The sequence below is a fragment of the Fusicatenibacter faecihominis genome, from assembly GCF_020686945.1.
GTDB classification, from domain to species: domain Bacteria; phylum Bacillota; class Clostridia; order Lachnospirales; family Lachnospiraceae; genus Limivivens; species Limivivens faecihominis.
The window spans coordinates 24,760-41,006 of sequence record NZ_JAJEPR010000003.1 but is presented as its reverse complement, the minus strand read 5'-3'; the positions used below and the strand labels follow the sequence as shown (position 1 = coordinate 41,006).

Below are 16,247 nucleotides of genomic sequence, written 5' to 3'. Positions count from 1 at the left end.
AGAATGGAGAGAAGCATGAAGAAACAAGTATCTGTCATTATTCCAAACTTCAACGGGAGAAATTATCTGAAGGACTGCTTAAACTCCCTGAATCAGCAGCATTTTCAGGATTTTGAGATAATTCTGGTGGATAACGCCTCCACGGATGACAGCCTTTCCCTAGCCCGGGAGTTCTGCCCGGAGATCAAAACGATCGTTCTTTCGGAGAATTTCGGTTTCTGCCGGGCGGTGAATGAGGGAATACGGGCATCGAAAGCTCCTTTCGTGCTTCTTCTCAACAATGATACGGTGGTAGATCCGGATTTTGTGGGTGCCCTCTACGAGGCCATCCGGGGAAAAGAAAAGGTTTTTTCCTGCGCCTCTCAGATGAGGAAGCTTACGGATCCCTCAAAGATGGACGACGGCGGCGATTTCTACTGCGCTCTGGGCTGGGCCTTCGCAAGAGGAAAAGACAAGCCCTATGAAAACTATGAAAAAGCGGGGCGGATCTTTTTCTCCTGCGCCGGAGCGGCCATCTACCGGAGAGAAGTCTTCGAGAAGATCGGCTATTTTGACGAGGTGCACTTTGCCTATCTGGAGGATCTGGACGTAGGCTACCGGGCACGGATCTTTGGCTATGAGAACCGTTATGAGCCGAAGGCTATCGTTTATCATATGGGAAGCGGCACCACCGGTTCCCGTTACAATGAATTTAAGGTCCGCTATTCCGCCCGGAACAATCTCTATGTGGTCTACAAGAATATGCCGGCCCTCCAGCTTATCCTGAACCTGCCGTTTCTTCTCGCGGGCTGCATCGTGAAATATTTCTTTTTTCGGAAAAGGGATATGGGCGGAGAGTACCTTCGGGGCTTAAAAGAGGCCTTTCCTCTGATGAAAAAAGAGAAAAAAGCAGGTTTCCGACCCGAAAATTTTTCTCATTATCTGCGGATTCAGTTGGAACTCTGGGGGAATATTATAAGAAGAGTGAAAGAGTTTAGATAACTTTTTGTTGCTCTTTGGGGTATTTTAGTGTATCATAACAGATAAAAATGTAAAATTATAAAAGTTATACAGGAGGAACGGGAATGATAAAAGATAACGAGCGGTTTTTCTACCGGCTTCACGTTGTCATTGATGCGTTTGTCATTGCATTTTCTTATCTGTTCGCGTGTTTCCTGCAGCTGGGTTTTTTTATTGAAAAGGACATCGGACGTCTGACTACAGAAGAATACCTTCTGCCGCTGTTTTTCGTGGTACCGGGGCTTCTTCTGCTTTATTATGCGTTCAATCTGTATACGTCGAAACGGGTCCAGGGCCGTCGTCTGGAGATCGGAAATATCGTAAAAGCCAATTCGCTGATGCTTTTGATTTTCCTGTCTGTCCTGATGCTGCGCCATATGGACGACTTCTCCCGTCAGCTGGTTTTTCTGTTTTACGGGATCGACACGGTGCTGGAGGTGGTGGTCCGCTTCCTGATCCGCCGGGCTCTGGTGAATATCCGGAAAAAGGGCATGAACCTCAAACGGATTCTGCTGGTGGGCTACAGCCGGGCAGCGGAGGAGTACATCGACCGGATTAATGCCAATCCTCAGTGGGGCTATGTGGTCCGTGGCATTCTGGATGACAACATCGAGCGCGGTACCATGTATAAGGGTGTGAAGGTTATTGGCCGGATCGACAATTTGCTGGTGATCCTGCCCCAGAACCATCTGGATGAGATTGCAATCACCCTGGGACTGAATGAGTATTATAAGCTGGAACGAATCGTAGGTCTCTGTGAAAAATCAGGAGTCCACACGAAATTTATCCCGGATTATAACAACATCATTCCGACCAAACCTTATACAGAGGACCTCTTAGGACTTCCGGTGATCAACATCCGCCATGTGCCTTTGAGCAACACCTTCAATATGATGGTGAAGCGGACCATGGATGTCTGCGGCTCTCTGCTGTGTATTGTGCTTTTTTCACCGGTGATGCTTCTGATGGCAGCGCTCATCAAGCTGACCTCACCGGGACCGCTGATTTTCAAGCAGGAGCGAGTCGGCCTTCATAACCGTCCTTTTAAGATGTACAAGTTCCGTTCCATGGAAGTGCAGACGGAGCGGGAGGAGCAGAAGGGCTGGACCGTAAAAAATGACCCACGGGTGACAGGAATCGGAAGATTTATGCGAAAGACCAGCATAGACGAGCTTCCGCAGCTTTTCAATGTGCTGAAAGGGGATATGAGTCTCGTCGGCCCAAGACCGGAACGGCCGCAGTTTGTGGAGAAATTCCGGGAAGAGATCCCGCGCTACATGGTGAAACACCAGGTTCGTCCGGGCATGACCGGCTGGGCACAGATCAACGGCTACAGGGGGGATACTTCGATCCGGAAGAGGATCGAGTACGATCTTTATTATATTGAAAACTGGACAGTTGGACTGGATTTCAAGATCCTGTTTCTGACCTGTTTTAAAGGCTTTATCAATAAAAACGCGTACTGAGAACCGAAAAAGGGGATATTATGTCAGAGAGAAGAAATCAAAGAGAAACTACAGAAAACGGACAGAATTATACGCCTGAAAATCAGCAGGGCGCGCCGAATGGCCAGAATTACGGCCCTTACGGTCAGCCGAACCAGGGAAATCCCTACGGCGGCCAGAATGGTTATCAGCAGGGACCCTACAGCCAGAACCGGCAGAACTATGGTCCGAATCAGAACCGTCAGGGCAGACCCCAGGGCGGTCCGGGTTACAATCAGAACCGGGGTCAGGCTGGTCCGGGTTATGGCCAGCAGCGTCAGCAGGGCGCTTACCGTGGTCAGGGCGGCCCTAGTCCTTATTATCAGAATCGCCAGGGAGCTCCTTATCCGGGGCAGCGTCCTCCTAAGAAAAAGAAAAAAGGCCACAGAAAACTGTTTTTTGTGCTGGAGGTGCTGGTGCTGATGATCCTGGCAGGCGGCCTCTATGTGTTCTCCAGACTGAATAAGATGCAGCAGGTGAACATCAAACCCGGCGACGTTATCGTAAACAAGGAAGTTCAGGAGAAGGAGCCGGAGGTAGCCAACAGCTATACGAACATCGCTCTTTACGGCGTGGACTCCCGTGAAGGCCAGCTCACCATCGACGCCCACAGCGATGCCCTCATGGTGGCCAGCATCAATGACAAGACCAAAGATGTGAAGCTTGTATCCGTTTACCGCGATACCTACCTGGATAATACAAACGGCGAGTACCGGAAAGCCACCGAGTGTTATTTCTATGGCGGCCCCACCCGTTCCATCAGCATGTTGAACAAGAATCTGGACCTCGATATTCAGGACTATGTGACCGTAGATTTTAACGTGGTAGCCGATGTGGTAGATGCGATCGGCGGTGTGGAAATCGACGTGCAGCAGGACGAAATCAAGTGGCTTAATGGTTATCAGACCGAGGGTTCCCAGGTAACGGGAAAAGAGATTGTGGAAGTGACTCAGGCCGGTCCTCAGACCCTGAACGGCCTGCAGACCCTTTCCTACTGCCGTATCCGTTACACGACAGGAGACGATTATAAGAGAACCGAGCGTCAGAGAACCGTTCTCAACAAGATTCTGGAGAAGGTAAAGACCATGCCTGTGACCACTCTCGTGGGCATCGTCAACGATATGTTTGATCATATCAGCACTTCCCTGACTCTGCCAGAGATCATCGATCTCGCGAAAGACGTGGCAGCCTATAACCTGGTTGACACCACAGGCTTCCCCTTCAACAGCACACCGATGACACTGCCGACTGGAGGCGACTGTGTGGTTCCGGTAAATCTGGCAAACAACGTTCTCCAGCTTCATCAGTGGATGTATGGAAGCGACAGTTATGATGCTGTTTCCAGTACCGTGCAGGAGATCAGCGACCATATCATCAACGAGACAGGGGCACAATAATGGCAGAACAGAAGAAAATTGATGTTGTGATCCCGGCCTACAAGCCAGGAGAGAAATTTCAGAAACTCATAAAAATGCTTCAGAAACAGACCTATCCGATTCATGAAATTTTGATCATGAATACGGAGAAAGCATATTTTCCGGAGGCCTCCGTTGCGGGGCTTCCGAATGTGCGGGTGGAGCATCTGACCCGGGCGGAGTTCGACCACGGCGGAACCAGAGATAAGGCCGCAGGACTTCTTTCCGGGGATTTTTTTCTTTTTATGACCCAGGACGCGGTGCCGGCAGATACTTACCTGGTGGAAAAGCTTGCCGGGGCCTTTGATGATGAAAAAGTGGATGCGGCCTATGCCCGCCAGCTTCCCAATCCGAACTGTTCGGTTATCGAGCGTTATACGAGAAGCTTTAACTATCCGGACGCGCCGTCTGTGAAGACGAAAAAAGACCTTCCGAAATACGGGATCAAAACCTTTTTCTGCTCCAACGTCTGCGCCATGTACCGGGCGGAAACCTACTGGCGCCTGGGCGGCTTTGAGAAAAAGACGATTTTTAATGAGGATATGATTTTCGCGGGAAAAATCATCTTAAACGGCGGCGGCATCGCCTATGTGCCGGAGGCCCGGGTGATCCATTCCCACAACTACGGAAATATAGAGCAGCTTCGCCGGAACTTCGACCTGGCTGTTTCCCAGGCGGAGCATCCGGAGATTTTTGCTCTGGCCAGCTCCGAAAGCGAGGGCATGAAACTGGTGAAACAGACGGCCCGCTATCTGATAAAAAGCGGACATCCCTGGCTGATTCCGGAACTTGTCATCAAGAGCGGTTTTAAGTTCATCGGTTACCGCCTGGGAAAGGCTTATCAGAAGCTTCCCAGGGGACTGGTAAAACGGCTTTCCATGAATAAAAGCTACTGGGAAAAATGAACACAAAAGAGACAAGGGTTTTTCAAAGTTTGTTAAAACACTCATCACAGAATGAACACAATTCCTTGGTACACTCTAGTCATAGCAAATGAGAAAGAGCTATAAAAGATTTAAACAATAACAAAAATTCAGATAAATGAAAACAGAGGAGGAATTGATGATGTTAGAATTCAGAAATAACCAGAATGAGAACTTTGAGGAGAATGATTCCGTATACCATTACGATTATATTAACAGCGAGAGCAATGCTTCTGGCAACAGCCCGAAACATGACAAGGATCTCAGAAAAATGATGAAACGTGCAGCAGCCATTGCACTTGCAGTTGTAATGGTAGGCGGTTCTTTTGGAGCCGGCAGATACATGAGCAGCCAGTCCGGTACCGTAGCCCAGGCTTCTGAGACCGAGAGCGAGACGGAGACTTCCACAGAGGCAGCCAGCACCAGTACGGATGATGGCAGCACCTACAGTGTAAAGGAGATTGTAGCAAATGCCATGCCGTCCATGGTAGCCATCACCAACAAAGGAGTTCAGGAGGTACAGAGTTACTTCTACGGACAGACTTACCAGCAGGAGACAGAGAGTACCGGTTCCGGTGTGATCATCGGTAAGAACGATGATGAGCTTCTCATTGCTACGAATAACCATGTAGTTTCCGGAGCACAGACCCTGTCCGTATGCTTCTCCGTTGACGCAGAGGACAGCGACGACCTGGTTGTATCTGCCGATGTAAAAGGTACCGATCCGAACCATGATCTGGCCATCGTTACCGTGAAACTTTCCGATATTTCCGATGATGTGAAGAGCAAGATCAAAGTCATGGAGGTCGGCAGTTCCGATAACCTGGCTCTCGGCGAGCAGGTAGTTGCCATCGGTAACGCCCTTGGTTATGGCCAGTCCGTTACTTCCGGTATCGTCAGCGCTCTGGACCGTGAGGTTACAGTAGAGACCGACGACGGAAATACCGTTACTAACAATATGATTCAGACAGATGCCTCCATCAACCCGGGCAACAGCGGCGGCGCTCTTTTGAATATGAAAGGCCAGCTGGTCGGTATCAACTCCGTAAAAGCATCCGCTACAGGCGTTGAGGGTATGGGCTATGCAATCCCGATCGATACCGCAATGCCGATCTTCAGTGAACTGGAAGCTATCCAGAGCCGTGACATCGTTGACGAAGACAAACGTGGTTTCATGGGCATCAAACCGGTAGATATCACCAGCGAAGCAAAACAGATCTACAACATGCCGTCAGGTGCTTTTGTATATGAAGTAACCAATGATTCCGCAGCTGAGAAGGCAGGTTTAAAGAGAGGCGATATCATCACAAAGATGGACGGCGTGATTATCTCCTCCGCAGAGGATCTTTACGACCGGATGCAGTATTATGCAGCAGGCGATGAGATGACAGTCACCATCGAGAGAGCAGAGGGCGGCGAGTACAAAGAGCAGGAGATTACCCTGACCCTTGATGAGAAACCGGAATCTGCGAAGACTTCTTCCAGCAGTCAGAGCACACAGGGAAGCAATGGCCAGAACGGAAACGGTCAGAACGACCAGGGCGGAAATGATCAGAACGGCGGCAGCGATAACGGCAGCGACACCGAGCAGGATCCCTTCAGCCAGATTTTCCCGGAGTATTTTAGAAAATAGTTTAGAGCATTAACAGAAGGAAAATGAAGACTGTGCAAATTTATTTGCAATAGGCTGAATTTTCCTTCTGGTATGGGCGGAACGGCGCTGAGTCCCAGTGGGACTCGTTTGGCGCGGATCGAAATGGAATGTAGATCCATAAGCCTCAGACAGAAGCTGCGTAAGCAGCGAGAGTGCATGTAATGCACGGGGCTGAGGATTAATGCGACAAGAAAGAGACGGGGGCAAAAAAGGCTCCTGCCTCTTTTTTGCATGTTTACAAAATCTTCACTTGTGTGTTGACGGATTCTGGGATATAATTAGAACATATGCAGATTTTTGCAGTCGTCTGTGCTAGGACGGCTGTCACAAAAAAGGAGAATTGAATGTCAGACGATAAAGAAATCATTGTTGACGATAGAGAAAAGACCGAAAGCACAGAGAATCAGGATACTCATGAGGATGTGTGCTTTATCTGTCACCGGCCGGAGAGCAAGGCGGGAAAGATGGTTCATCTTCCGCAGAATATCTGTGTCTGCTCCGACTGCATGCAGAAAGCCTTTGACACCATGAACAACGGTGCCTTCCCCTACGGTGATATGATGATGAATATCCGGCCGGAGGATCTCAAGAATATGACCTCCAATATGCCGAATATCAGCATGATTAATCTGTCTGATCTGATGAATCAGCAGATTCCCGAGCGGCAGAAGATCAAGAAGAAAAAGAAAGAGGAGGGACCGAAGAAGGCCTTCGATGTGAAGTCCATTCCGGCACCCCATAAGATCAAGGCACAGCTGGACGATTATGTGATCGGCCAGGAATATGCCAAGAAGGTCATTTCCGTGGCGGTCTACAACCACTACAAACGGGTGGAGACCAACACGATGGATGATATCGAGATTGAAAAATCCAACATGCTCATGATCGGGCCCACCGGTTCCGGCAAGACTTATCTGGTAAAGACCCTTGCCCGGCTTCTCGATGTGCCCCTGGCCATCGCCGACGCCACCTCCCTTACCGAGGCGGGCTATATCGGCGATGATATTGAGAGCGTGCTCTCCAAGCTTCTCGCCGCAGCGGACAACGATGTGGAGAAAGCAGAGAAGGGCATCGTATTTATTGACGAGATCGACAAGATCGCGAAGAAGAAAAACACCAGTCAGAGAGATGTCAGCGGCGAATCCGTACAGCAGGGCCTGCTGAAGCTTCTCGAGGGCAGCGAAGTAGAAGTCCCCGTGGGAGCAAACAGTAAAAACGCCATGGTACCTCTGACGACTATGAATACAAAGAACATCCTTTTCATCTGCGGAGGTGCTTTCCCTGGCCTCGAGGATATCATCAAGGAGCGGCTGAACAAGCAGGCTTCCATCGGTTTCCAGGCAGATCTGAAGGACAAATATGATGCGGATCCCAATCTTCTGGAGAAGGTGACTCTGGACGATATCCGGAATTTCGGTATGATCCCGGAATTTATCGGACGACTTCCGATCATATTTACCCTCCGGGGACTTGACGAGGAAATGCTGGTCAAGATCCTGAGGGAGCCGAAAAATGCCATCCTGAAGCAGTATCAGAAGCTTCTGGCTCTGGATGAGGTACAGCTTGATTTCGATGAGGAGGCGCTCCATACGATCGCAAGGAAGGCGATGGAGAAAAAGACGGGAGCCCGGGCACTGCGTGCTATCATCGAGGATTTCATGCTGGATATCATGTATGAGATACCGAAGGATGACAATATCGGCAAAGTAACCATTACCAGCGATTACATCGAGCACAAAGGCGGCCCGGTGATTACCATGCGGGGCGTTCCGGCTCTGGAGAGCCAGTTCTGACGACTTAAGACCGCGCGGAAAAAAGCTGCCAAATACAAAAGAGCAGAAAAGCCGGACTTCTTCCGGAACTATGCGCGAAAGTTGACAGAAAACGCCGAAGATGGTATGTTATCAACGAGATTATGGTGAGGAGAATAATTATGGATGGAATGCAGCACGAACAGTTTATCAAGGCCCTGAACGGACTGGTAGAACTGGCGAAGACCAAGAAAAATGTCCTGGAGTACAACGAGATCAACGATGCGTTCCGGGGCTTTGAACTGACTGAAGATAAAATGGACCAGATCCTGGAATACCTGGAGAAGTCCAACATTGATGTGGTAAATTCCGGCATCGAGGACAGCGGAAAGGAAGATGATCTGCTCCTGGGCGATGACGACGATATCATTCTCAGTGAAGAGGATGAGGTGGAGATCATCGACGATGTGGATGTGCTGGAAGGTGTCAGCACCGAGGATCCCGTCCGCATGTACTTAAAGGAGATCGGTAACGTACCGCTTCTGAGTACCGAGGAGGAGATCGAGCTGGCAAAAAGAGTGGAAGAGGGAGACGAGGCAGCGAAGAAAAAGCTGACCGAGGCAAACCTTCGACTGGTAGTCAGCATTGCAAAGAAATATGTGGGCCGCGGTATGCCTTTCCTGGATCTGATTCAGGAGGGAAACATGGGCCTTATGAAGGCTGTGGACAAGTTCGACTACTCTAAGGGTTATAAATTCAGTACCTATGCGACCTGGTGGATTCGTCAGGCCATCACCAGAGGAATCGCAGATACCGGAAGAACTATCCGTGTACCGGTACATATGGTGGAGACCATCAACAAGACCCTTCGTATGACCAGAACCCTTCTGCAGGAGCTGGGACGCGAACCTACCCCGGAAGAGGTAGCAGACCGTCTGAATGTTCCTGTGAGCCGCGTAAGAGAAGTGCTGAAGATCTCCCGCGATCCGGTATCTCTGGATACCCCCATCGGTGAGGAGGACGACAGCCACTTAGGCGATTTCATCGAAGATGATTCCGCCCTGTCTCCGGCCGATTCCGCCGCTTTCTCCATGCTGAGAGAGGAACTCAATACCGCTCTTGAGTCCCTGACTGACAGAGAGCGTCAGGTGGTGGAGCTGCGTTTCGGTTTAAGAGACGGCAGAGCACGCACCCTGGAAGAGGTTGGACGGGAGTTCAATGTTACCCGTGAGCGTATCCGTCAGATTGAGGCGAAGGCCCTCCGGAAACTGAGACATCCCTCCAGAAGCAAGAGACTGAAAGACTTTCTGATTTAAAAAATAAGAAGACCGCAGGTCTGCAGAAAAAATGCAGGCGCTGCGGTCTTTCAGTTTTTAAGGGTTATTCTTTTTCTGTTTTTTCCGGAATGTTGACTTTTTCACGGATAATAAACTGAGGTGTGCTGTTCAGGTTCAAAATGGCTTTTCCAATGTATTCGCCCATAATTCCCAGCATCAGGAAGGTGACGCCGAAAAACAGAAACAGTACACACATCAGAGAAGCCCAGCCAACAGGAATACCCGGACTCAGCAGTTTCCGTATAAAGACGATCACTGCTCCGATTACTCCGCCTGCCGCACAGATGCCTCCAAGGAAAGTGGAAAGTCTTAACGGCACTACAGTGTAGTTCAAACAGGCGAGCCACAGTGTTAAAAGCTTTTTGAAGGTATAGTTGGATTTTCCCTCTTCTCTGGCGAAATGCTCGATTTCTACATTGGCGATATTGCTGGTGGTCCGGTAAAACAATACCTGTAAATACAAATTGTAATTTTTATACTGGACAATCTCATCTCGCACAAATTTCCGGCAGATCCAGAAATTGCTGGCCTGGATGCCTTTGGGGCGTTTGATCATGTGCCAGGTCAGAAAACTTGCTATCTTGCTGGTCAGTTTTTTGAAAAAACCGAATTTTGTTTTCGTGAAATGGCCAAATACCACATCATAGCCTTCTTCAATCTTTCCGATCAGTTTTGGAATCTGTGACGGATGTGTCTGCAAATCGTCATCCATTCCAATAATATAGTCGCCCTCTGCGTAATTCAGGCCTGCCATGATGGCATTATGCTGCCCGAAATTCCGGCTTAAATTGATTCCCTTCACAAAAGAATATTTGTCGCAGAGTTCTTTGATGGATGCAAAGGTGCCGTCTTTGGAGTAATCATTGACCAGCACAAATTCGCAGTCATATCCTGGAAGTTTTTTAAATTCTTCTGCCGTAAGTTCTATAGTTTTTTTTATGCTGTGTTCACTGTTGTAACACGGTATTACGATTGATACCAACATGTTGTTTCCTCGTTTCTATCCCTTTTCCTTTTGTACAAATCATCGGATCTCATACTGGATTCCTGAGAGAATCCGATTCGTTTTTTCCTTGCAAACCTCTACAGAATCGCCTTTTACAATCACCAGCCCCAACAGGTCCCGGCCATTCTGGTAAGTCCGCACAGGATCAGAAGGCTGGACGTTTAAAGTTATGGAAATATCCGGATCCTCCGCTTCTTCTGGCAGTTCAATTTTTTCCAGAATCCCGGTTTTGGGGGCTGTAAGCATTCTGGAAACACTGGGCTGGCCTTTACTGTTTTTCAGCTGAAAAGCACTGGCCGTCGTTTCACCCATTGCCTGACGGCATAAAATCTCATAATAATTCAGGTCATAATAGATACCGACCATGTCGGAAAGTCCGGTGGCGCCTGCACGACCGTTGATCTCAATTAAATAGACTTTCCCGTCTTTTAAGATCAGATCGCAGTTAAAAGGAGTATTTCTGGCACCAGCTTCGGTCAGCGCAGCGGTTATTATCTGTTCTGCTTCTTTTTGTATGTCTATTGTAAATGGCGCAAAATGTCCAATGCAAGTTGGAATTGTGCTCTGATAGTACAAATCTGTTCCGACAGGAAAACAGAACACCAGCTTACCATCTGCAAAAAGTCCTTCTGCACCAAAGATTACTCCCTCTAAAAATTCCTCCACCAGGCAGTAATCCCTGGAGGTACTTTTCATAGCGTTTGAAAACGCAGCAAAGGATTCTTCTCTGGTATTGCACTGGTAAATCCCTCTGCTTCCCATAAGATCCACTGCTTTGACTACTACCGGTAATGGAAGTTTCTCAAGTGCCTCTGACAGTTCTTCTTCGGTCCGTATCTGAAATGCTTTTGCACAGGGGACTCCTGCTTTTTCAAAAGCGAGTTTGCTTAAATATTTATCGGACAGAGTACAGGCTGTTTTATAGGAAATGCCCCACAGGCCCAGTTCATCGCAGACTCTGCCAATGGCACGGATGCCGGTATCCATTCCGCAGGTGGTAATTCCATCGATGTTCAGCTCTTTTGCCTTTGCAAGGACCTCTTCCGGCTTGGAAATATCCGCGTAACAGCATACATCTGCATAAGTAAATCCCGGATAATCTCCGGGAATGCTGGTCACGATGGTCTCATATCCCAGGCGCTTTGCTGCTGAAATCAGCGGCACCTGAGACGCTGCTGCCCCTAAAATCATTAATTTTTTCATTATACACACTCCATGCAAAGCAGGAAAAATTACCTGCCATTATTACATGCCCATTATAGCATCCTCAAATTAAAATCTCAATGTTTTCTTTTTGCATCGTCTGTGATATGATAGCAAAAGAAAATCATTGATTTATGATAAGAAAGGAATTACTTATGAAAAAAATTGCAATTCTGCAGTCCAATTACATTCCCTGGAAAGGATATTTTGACCTGATCAATCTGGTGGATGAATTTATTTTATATGACGACATGCAGTACACCCGCCGTGACTGGCGTAACCGCAACAAAATCAAAACTCCATCAGGTCTCCAGTGGCTTTCTATTCCGGTGATTAACAAAGGTAAGTTTTATCAGAAAATCAACGAGACGGAGGTCCTGGATCATGACTGGTGTCATGATCATTGGAGAGCCATTTCTTTGAATTACTGCAAAGCTCCGTTTTTTAAGGAATATGAAGACCGTATTCGCAGTGTCTATGAAGCTTGTGAAAAAGAAACTTATTTAAGCCGGATCAATTACCGTTTTCTCACGGAACTGTGCGATATCCTTGGCATTCATACAAAAATCACCTGGTCTTCCGATTATACCTTAAGTGAAGGAAAAACAGAACGCCTGGTGAACCTGTGTCTTTCCGCCGGTGGAGATGCTTATCTTTCCGGTCCGGCAGCGAAAGATTATATTGTGGATCAGTGTTTTATCGATGCCAATGTAAAACTGGCTTATATGGATTACAGCGGTTATCCGGAATATCCGCAGTCTTTCGGTGCTTTTGAACACGGAGTTTCTGTGCTGGACCTGATCTTCCACACAGGACCAGATGCTCACCGCTATATGAAGAGCTTCCCGGATTCTATTCATCCCGGAGGTGATCTTTTTAAATGAAACGACCTGCTGTAAAGGGAAAAGTTTTTCTGGCACTGCAGCTTTCTCTGCTTTTTTCCTCTTTAAGTGGCGTGGCTTCCAAAATGGCTGCAAAACAGCCATCTCTTTCTCTGCCATTTTGCTTTTATTATGGGTTGGTTCTTCTGATTATGGTGGGCTATGCCTTTGTCTGGCAGCAGATTCTGCATTATCTGCCACTTACCTTTGCTTACGCAAATAAAGGAGTCTCCCTGGTCTGGGGCATGATCTGGGGAGCACTCTTTTTTCAGGAAAAAATCACCTGGAATATGATTCTTGGGGCGGTGGTCATATTCTTCGGTATTTATCTGGTGGTGACCAGCGATGAATGATTCCATGACTTTTTCCGTTCTGCTCCTGCTTTTTTCGGTATTTATTTCCGCCGTGTCCCAGATTCTTCTGAAAAAAGCAGCTCAGAAACATTACCCCAACAGACTGAAAGAATATTTGAATCCATGGGTGATTACGGCATACAGCATTTTTTTATTATCCACAGTGCTGACTATGCTGGCCCTGCGTACCGTGCCACTTTCCATGCAGCCGATTCTGGAGTCTACCAGCTATATCTATGTTTCTTTGATGGGATATTTTCTGTTAAAGGAACGGTTTACCCGCAAAAAGGCAGCCGGAATTGCCGTCATTCTTCTGGGAATCTTCATATATTCTCTAAAATTTTGAAGAAAATACATGCATCAGCAGCAGTTTTTCATAAGAAAAAATTAAGTGGTAACCTGCAATTCTCCATGGTATAATGTTGTCAGAAAAAGGTCGTACATCCCGCGCGGCCGTTAAGTTTCAACAGAACCTATGGGAGGAGGATTTTTATGAGAATGAAGAACTGGATGAAGTATCTCTCCATGCTGATGTCATTGGTACTTCTTATGACCATGGCTCCGTCAGCCACAGCTTTTGCGGCAGAGGACGGCGCAGGTAAGATCGTTCTTACATCTTTTGAAAAACTGGAAAAACCGGAGAAAGACCATTTTGAACAGGGTACCGAGTTGAAGGACCTGGGTCTTCCGGAGAAGATCAAAGCTTACGATGCAGAAGGCACCGAATATGAGCTGACAGATCTCGAATGGACCATCCGTCCGGTGAAAGCCGAGGATGGCAAAGAAGATACCAATGTGGAACCGGTGAAATATGATCCGGAATTTACCGCAGCAGGTGAATACATCTTCACCTTAAAGCTTTCTGATGCTTATGAATATGTCGCTCCGGAAACGGATTCGGAGAACGGACTTCCGAAAGTGGATCTGACGATTGAACCGAAGGAAGACGAGACAGAGACGGAAATGCAGACTGAGGCTCCGACCGAAGCAGTCACCGAATCGATAACTGAGACCCAGACGGAAGCTCCGGCGGAAACAGAAGCCTATACCGAAGCACAAACTGAGGCTCCGACCGAGTCCGTAACCGAAGCTCCGGCAGAGACCGAAGCCTGGACCGAGGCACCGACTGAGACAGAATCTCAGACGGAAGCACAGACCGAGACCTGGACGGAAGCTCCTGTCGAGACGGAAGCCTGGACAGAAGCTCCCACTGAGAGCGAAAGCTCCGCAGAAGCTCCGGCTGAGGATGAGCCGGTCAGCGAAACCGACGATCAGAACTCTCTGATTGATGCACCGGTGATCCGGCTGCTACTTCCGGAAAAAATGGAAGTCGGCAAAGCTTATCAGCTTCAGTATGAGATCTCCAATGAGGAGCTGGCAGCAGCCGGAGAGGCCAGCGTCAGCTACAGTGTAGAGGAGGGCAGCGATCTGGTAGATATGCCGGATAAGAGCGGAAACTTCACTGTAGAAGCAGAAGGAACCGTAGCTTTCCAGGTAAATGTTATGCTTGCCAACGGAACTGAGCTCCAGGCTTATGAACAGGGTGAGACCGTTCCGGCAGACCCGACAGATACCGAGACTGACGCTCCGTCCATTCAGCCTGCAGATGAGAATAATCAGCAGCCCATCGTTTCGCAGCCCGAGCCGGAGAATCCGGAAACACACTGGTATGACGGAATGAACCTTGCCATCAACACTCCGGGTTCCGGTGAAGGAAGCCTGGCAGTGGGAAGCGATTACCCGCTGGGTTATACTCTGACTGCAGCAGACGGCTCTCTTGTCTCCGCAGAGCAGATTCCTCAGGGTGTGAAAGCAATTTATACCGTATCTGATACAAACCTTGCAGAGATTGTTACTGCAGAGGACGGAAGCCAGTTCCTGCGAGTGAAAGAGGCAGGAAGCTTTAGTCTTCAGGTAAGCCTTGACGGACTGACCTCTGCAGCAGTTACCTATACTTCCGCAAGAAGCAGTGCCGCAGAGCTTGTAAGTTTCACCGTAGGCGATATCACTGCAGCACCGGAAAACGGCGAGATTCATATTACTCTGCCGTGTAATTCCGCTCTTGATCCGGCAGGAATCACGCCGGTGATTACCGTCAGTGACAAAGCAACGGTAAGCCCCGCTTCTGAAACTGTCCTTGATTTCTCCGACGGAGCAGCGAAGACTCTCACTGTTACCGCAGAGGACGGCGTTACCGTGAAAACCTATCAGGTGACAGTCACAAAAGCAGCTCACAGCTTTGGTGAGTGGACTGTTTCCAAAGAGGCAACCTGCACCGAGGCAGGCGAGGAAACCCGTACCTGCAGCGTCTGCGGAGCTACCGAGACGCAGGCCATTTCTGCAAAAGGGCATACAGCCAGCGAGAAATGGGTAACGACAAAGAAAGCAACCTGTACCGAGAAAGGTACTCAGGTTCAGAAATGTACCGTTTGCGGTGTGGTAGTAAATACCAGAGAGACGAAGGCTCTTGGCCATAACTGGGAGACCATCACCAAAGAGCCGACCTGCACCGAGGCAGGAGAGGAATACAAGAAGTGTACGAGATGCGGCGAGATCAAAGATAAAAAGACCCTTGAAGCTCTTGGCCATGACTGGATCAAAGATGAGAATACCGATGCAGATGGATGGAAGACCACGGTTAAGCCTACGACTACCAGCAAAGGCAAACAGGAGCGTACCTGCAAGCGCTGCGGAACGACAGAGAGCAGAGAGATCCAGCGTCTGAACATCATCGGCAACGCTTCCAACAACTATATCTGGGGCTTCACTAATCCGGCGAAATACCCGGTAAATTCCGTCATCACCTTTGAGGCAATCGGAGATGGAACGGACAATGAAGATCCGATCAGCGGAGACGTTCGCTATGTACCGACTTCCACCTGGAATCTGGTCAACGATTATAAGTGGGGCAGCAACGGTTATACCGCAAGCTTCCGTATCACGAAAGCCGGAAACTACACTCTGAAAGTTACATTCATGAAACAGATGTATGATGGCAGCCAGTGGGTAGATACCGGAGAAACCTCCGTCAGCACACAGGATTTCACCATCGCAGGTAAAGGCCAGTTTACTGATGAGAACGGAAACGGTACAGGAAATACCAAGAATCCGGATGAAGTCATCGGCGGCGGTGTAAAGACCGGAGATAACACTCCGATTGTAGCACTGGTTGTAGTTCTGGTGATTGCAGCAGCTCTGCTCGTGATTCTGGGTGTTGTCCGCAAGAAAAGTAAAAAGTAAT

The 16,247-nt window shown here is 48.6% G+C and carries 13 protein-coding genes; 11 read left to right on the top strand and 2 right to left on the bottom strand.

Annotated features, from left to right (window positions below):
• Positions 1 to 15: 15 nt before the first annotated feature.
• The 7 genes from LKD71_RS02380 to rpoD all read left to right on the top strand — a co-directional run bounded on the left by LKD71_RS02380 (position 16) and on the right by rpoD (position 9,542).
• On the top strand, positions 16 to 981 hold the full coding sequence (locus LKD71_RS02380) for a glycosyltransferase family 2 protein (RefSeq protein ID WP_227614192.1): 966 nt from the start codon (positions 16 to 18) through the stop codon (positions 979 to 981).
• Positions 982 to 1,064: 83 nt separating this feature from the next.
• The gene (locus LKD71_RS02375; RefSeq protein WP_178047067.1) at positions 1,065 to 2,465 is read left to right on the top strand and encodes an undecaprenyl-phosphate glucose phosphotransferase; all 1,401 of its coding nucleotides are present in this window, start codon (positions 1,065 to 1,067) and stop codon (positions 2,463 to 2,465) included.
• 20 nt (positions 2,466 to 2,485) lie between these two features.
• Complete coding sequence (locus tag LKD71_RS02370) at positions 2,486 to 3,880, top strand: LCP family glycopolymer transferase (RefSeq protein ID WP_227614191.1); 1,395 nt, start codon at positions 2,486 to 2,488, stop codon at positions 3,878 to 3,880.
• The gene (locus tag LKD71_RS02365; protein ID WP_178047069.1) at positions 3,880 to 4,803 is read left to right on the top strand and encodes a glycosyltransferase family 2 protein; all 924 of its coding nucleotides are present in this window, start codon (positions 3,880 to 3,882) and stop codon (positions 4,801 to 4,803) included. Before LKD71_RS02370 ends, LKD71_RS02365 begins: the two co-directional genes overlap by 1 nt.
• 157 nt (positions 4,804 to 4,960) lie before the next feature.
• Positions 4,961 to 6,454, top strand: coding sequence for a S1C family serine protease (locus tag LKD71_RS02360; RefSeq protein ID WP_178047070.1), 1,494 nt, complete (start codon positions 4,961 to 4,963; stop codon positions 6,452 to 6,454).
• A gap of 365 nt (positions 6,455 to 6,819) precedes the next feature.
• Positions 6,820 to 8,268 carry an ATP-dependent Clp protease ATP-binding subunit ClpX gene (gene clpX / locus LKD71_RS02355; protein ID WP_227614190.1) on the top strand — a complete coding sequence of 483 codons (1,449 nt, stop codon included), beginning with the start codon at positions 6,820 to 6,822 and terminating at the stop codon, positions 8,266 to 8,268.
• Between the two features lie 140 nt (positions 8,269 to 8,408).
• On the top strand, positions 8,409 to 9,542 hold the full coding sequence (gene rpoD / locus LKD71_RS02350) for an RNA polymerase sigma factor RpoD (RefSeq protein ID WP_178047072.1): 1,134 nt from the start codon (positions 8,409 to 8,411) through the stop codon (positions 9,540 to 9,542).
• 64 nt (positions 9,543 to 9,606) lie between these two features.
• Here the strand turns inward: rpoD and LKD71_RS02345 are convergent, their stop codons facing one another.
• A complete protein-coding gene (locus LKD71_RS02345; protein ID WP_227614189.1) occupies positions 9,607 to 10,548 on the bottom strand; it encodes a glycosyltransferase family 2 protein in 942 nt (313 codons plus the stop codon).
• Positions 10,549 to 10,587: 39 nt separating this feature from the next.
• The gene (locus LKD71_RS02340; protein WP_178046929.1) at positions 10,588 to 11,772 is read right to left on the bottom strand and encodes an ATP-grasp domain-containing protein; all 1,185 of its coding nucleotides are present in this window, start codon (positions 11,770 to 11,772) and stop codon (positions 10,588 to 10,590) included.
• A 155-nt stretch (positions 11,773 to 11,927) separates the two neighbouring features.
• On the opposite strand from LKD71_RS02340, the gene LKD71_RS02335 reads away from it, so the two are divergent.
• The 4 genes from LKD71_RS02335 (at position 11,928) to LKD71_RS02320 (ending at position 16,246) form a co-directional block, all read left to right on the top strand.
• The gene (locus LKD71_RS02335) at positions 11,928 to 12,656 is read left to right on the top strand and encodes a WbqC family protein (RefSeq protein WP_178046930.1); all 729 of its coding nucleotides are present in this window, start codon (positions 11,928 to 11,930) and stop codon (positions 12,654 to 12,656) included.
• On the top strand, positions 12,653 to 13,006 hold the full coding sequence (locus LKD71_RS02330) for an EamA family transporter (protein WP_227614188.1): 354 nt from the start codon (positions 12,653 to 12,655) through the stop codon (positions 13,004 to 13,006). The genes LKD71_RS02335 and LKD71_RS02330 overlap by 4 nt, the downstream gene beginning before the upstream one ends.
• A complete protein-coding gene (locus tag LKD71_RS02325; RefSeq protein ID WP_178046932.1) occupies positions 12,999 to 13,352 on the top strand; it encodes an EamA family transporter in 354 nt (117 codons plus the stop codon). The genes LKD71_RS02330 and LKD71_RS02325 overlap by 8 nt, the downstream gene beginning before the upstream one ends.
• Before the next feature lie 146 nt (positions 13,353 to 13,498).
• Positions 13,499 to 16,246, top strand: a complete 2,748-nt coding sequence (locus tag LKD71_RS02320; protein WP_227614187.1) for a DUF5018 domain-containing protein — start codon at positions 13,499 to 13,501, stop codon at positions 16,244 to 16,246.
• The last annotated feature ends 1 nt before the right edge of the window (position 16,247 follow it).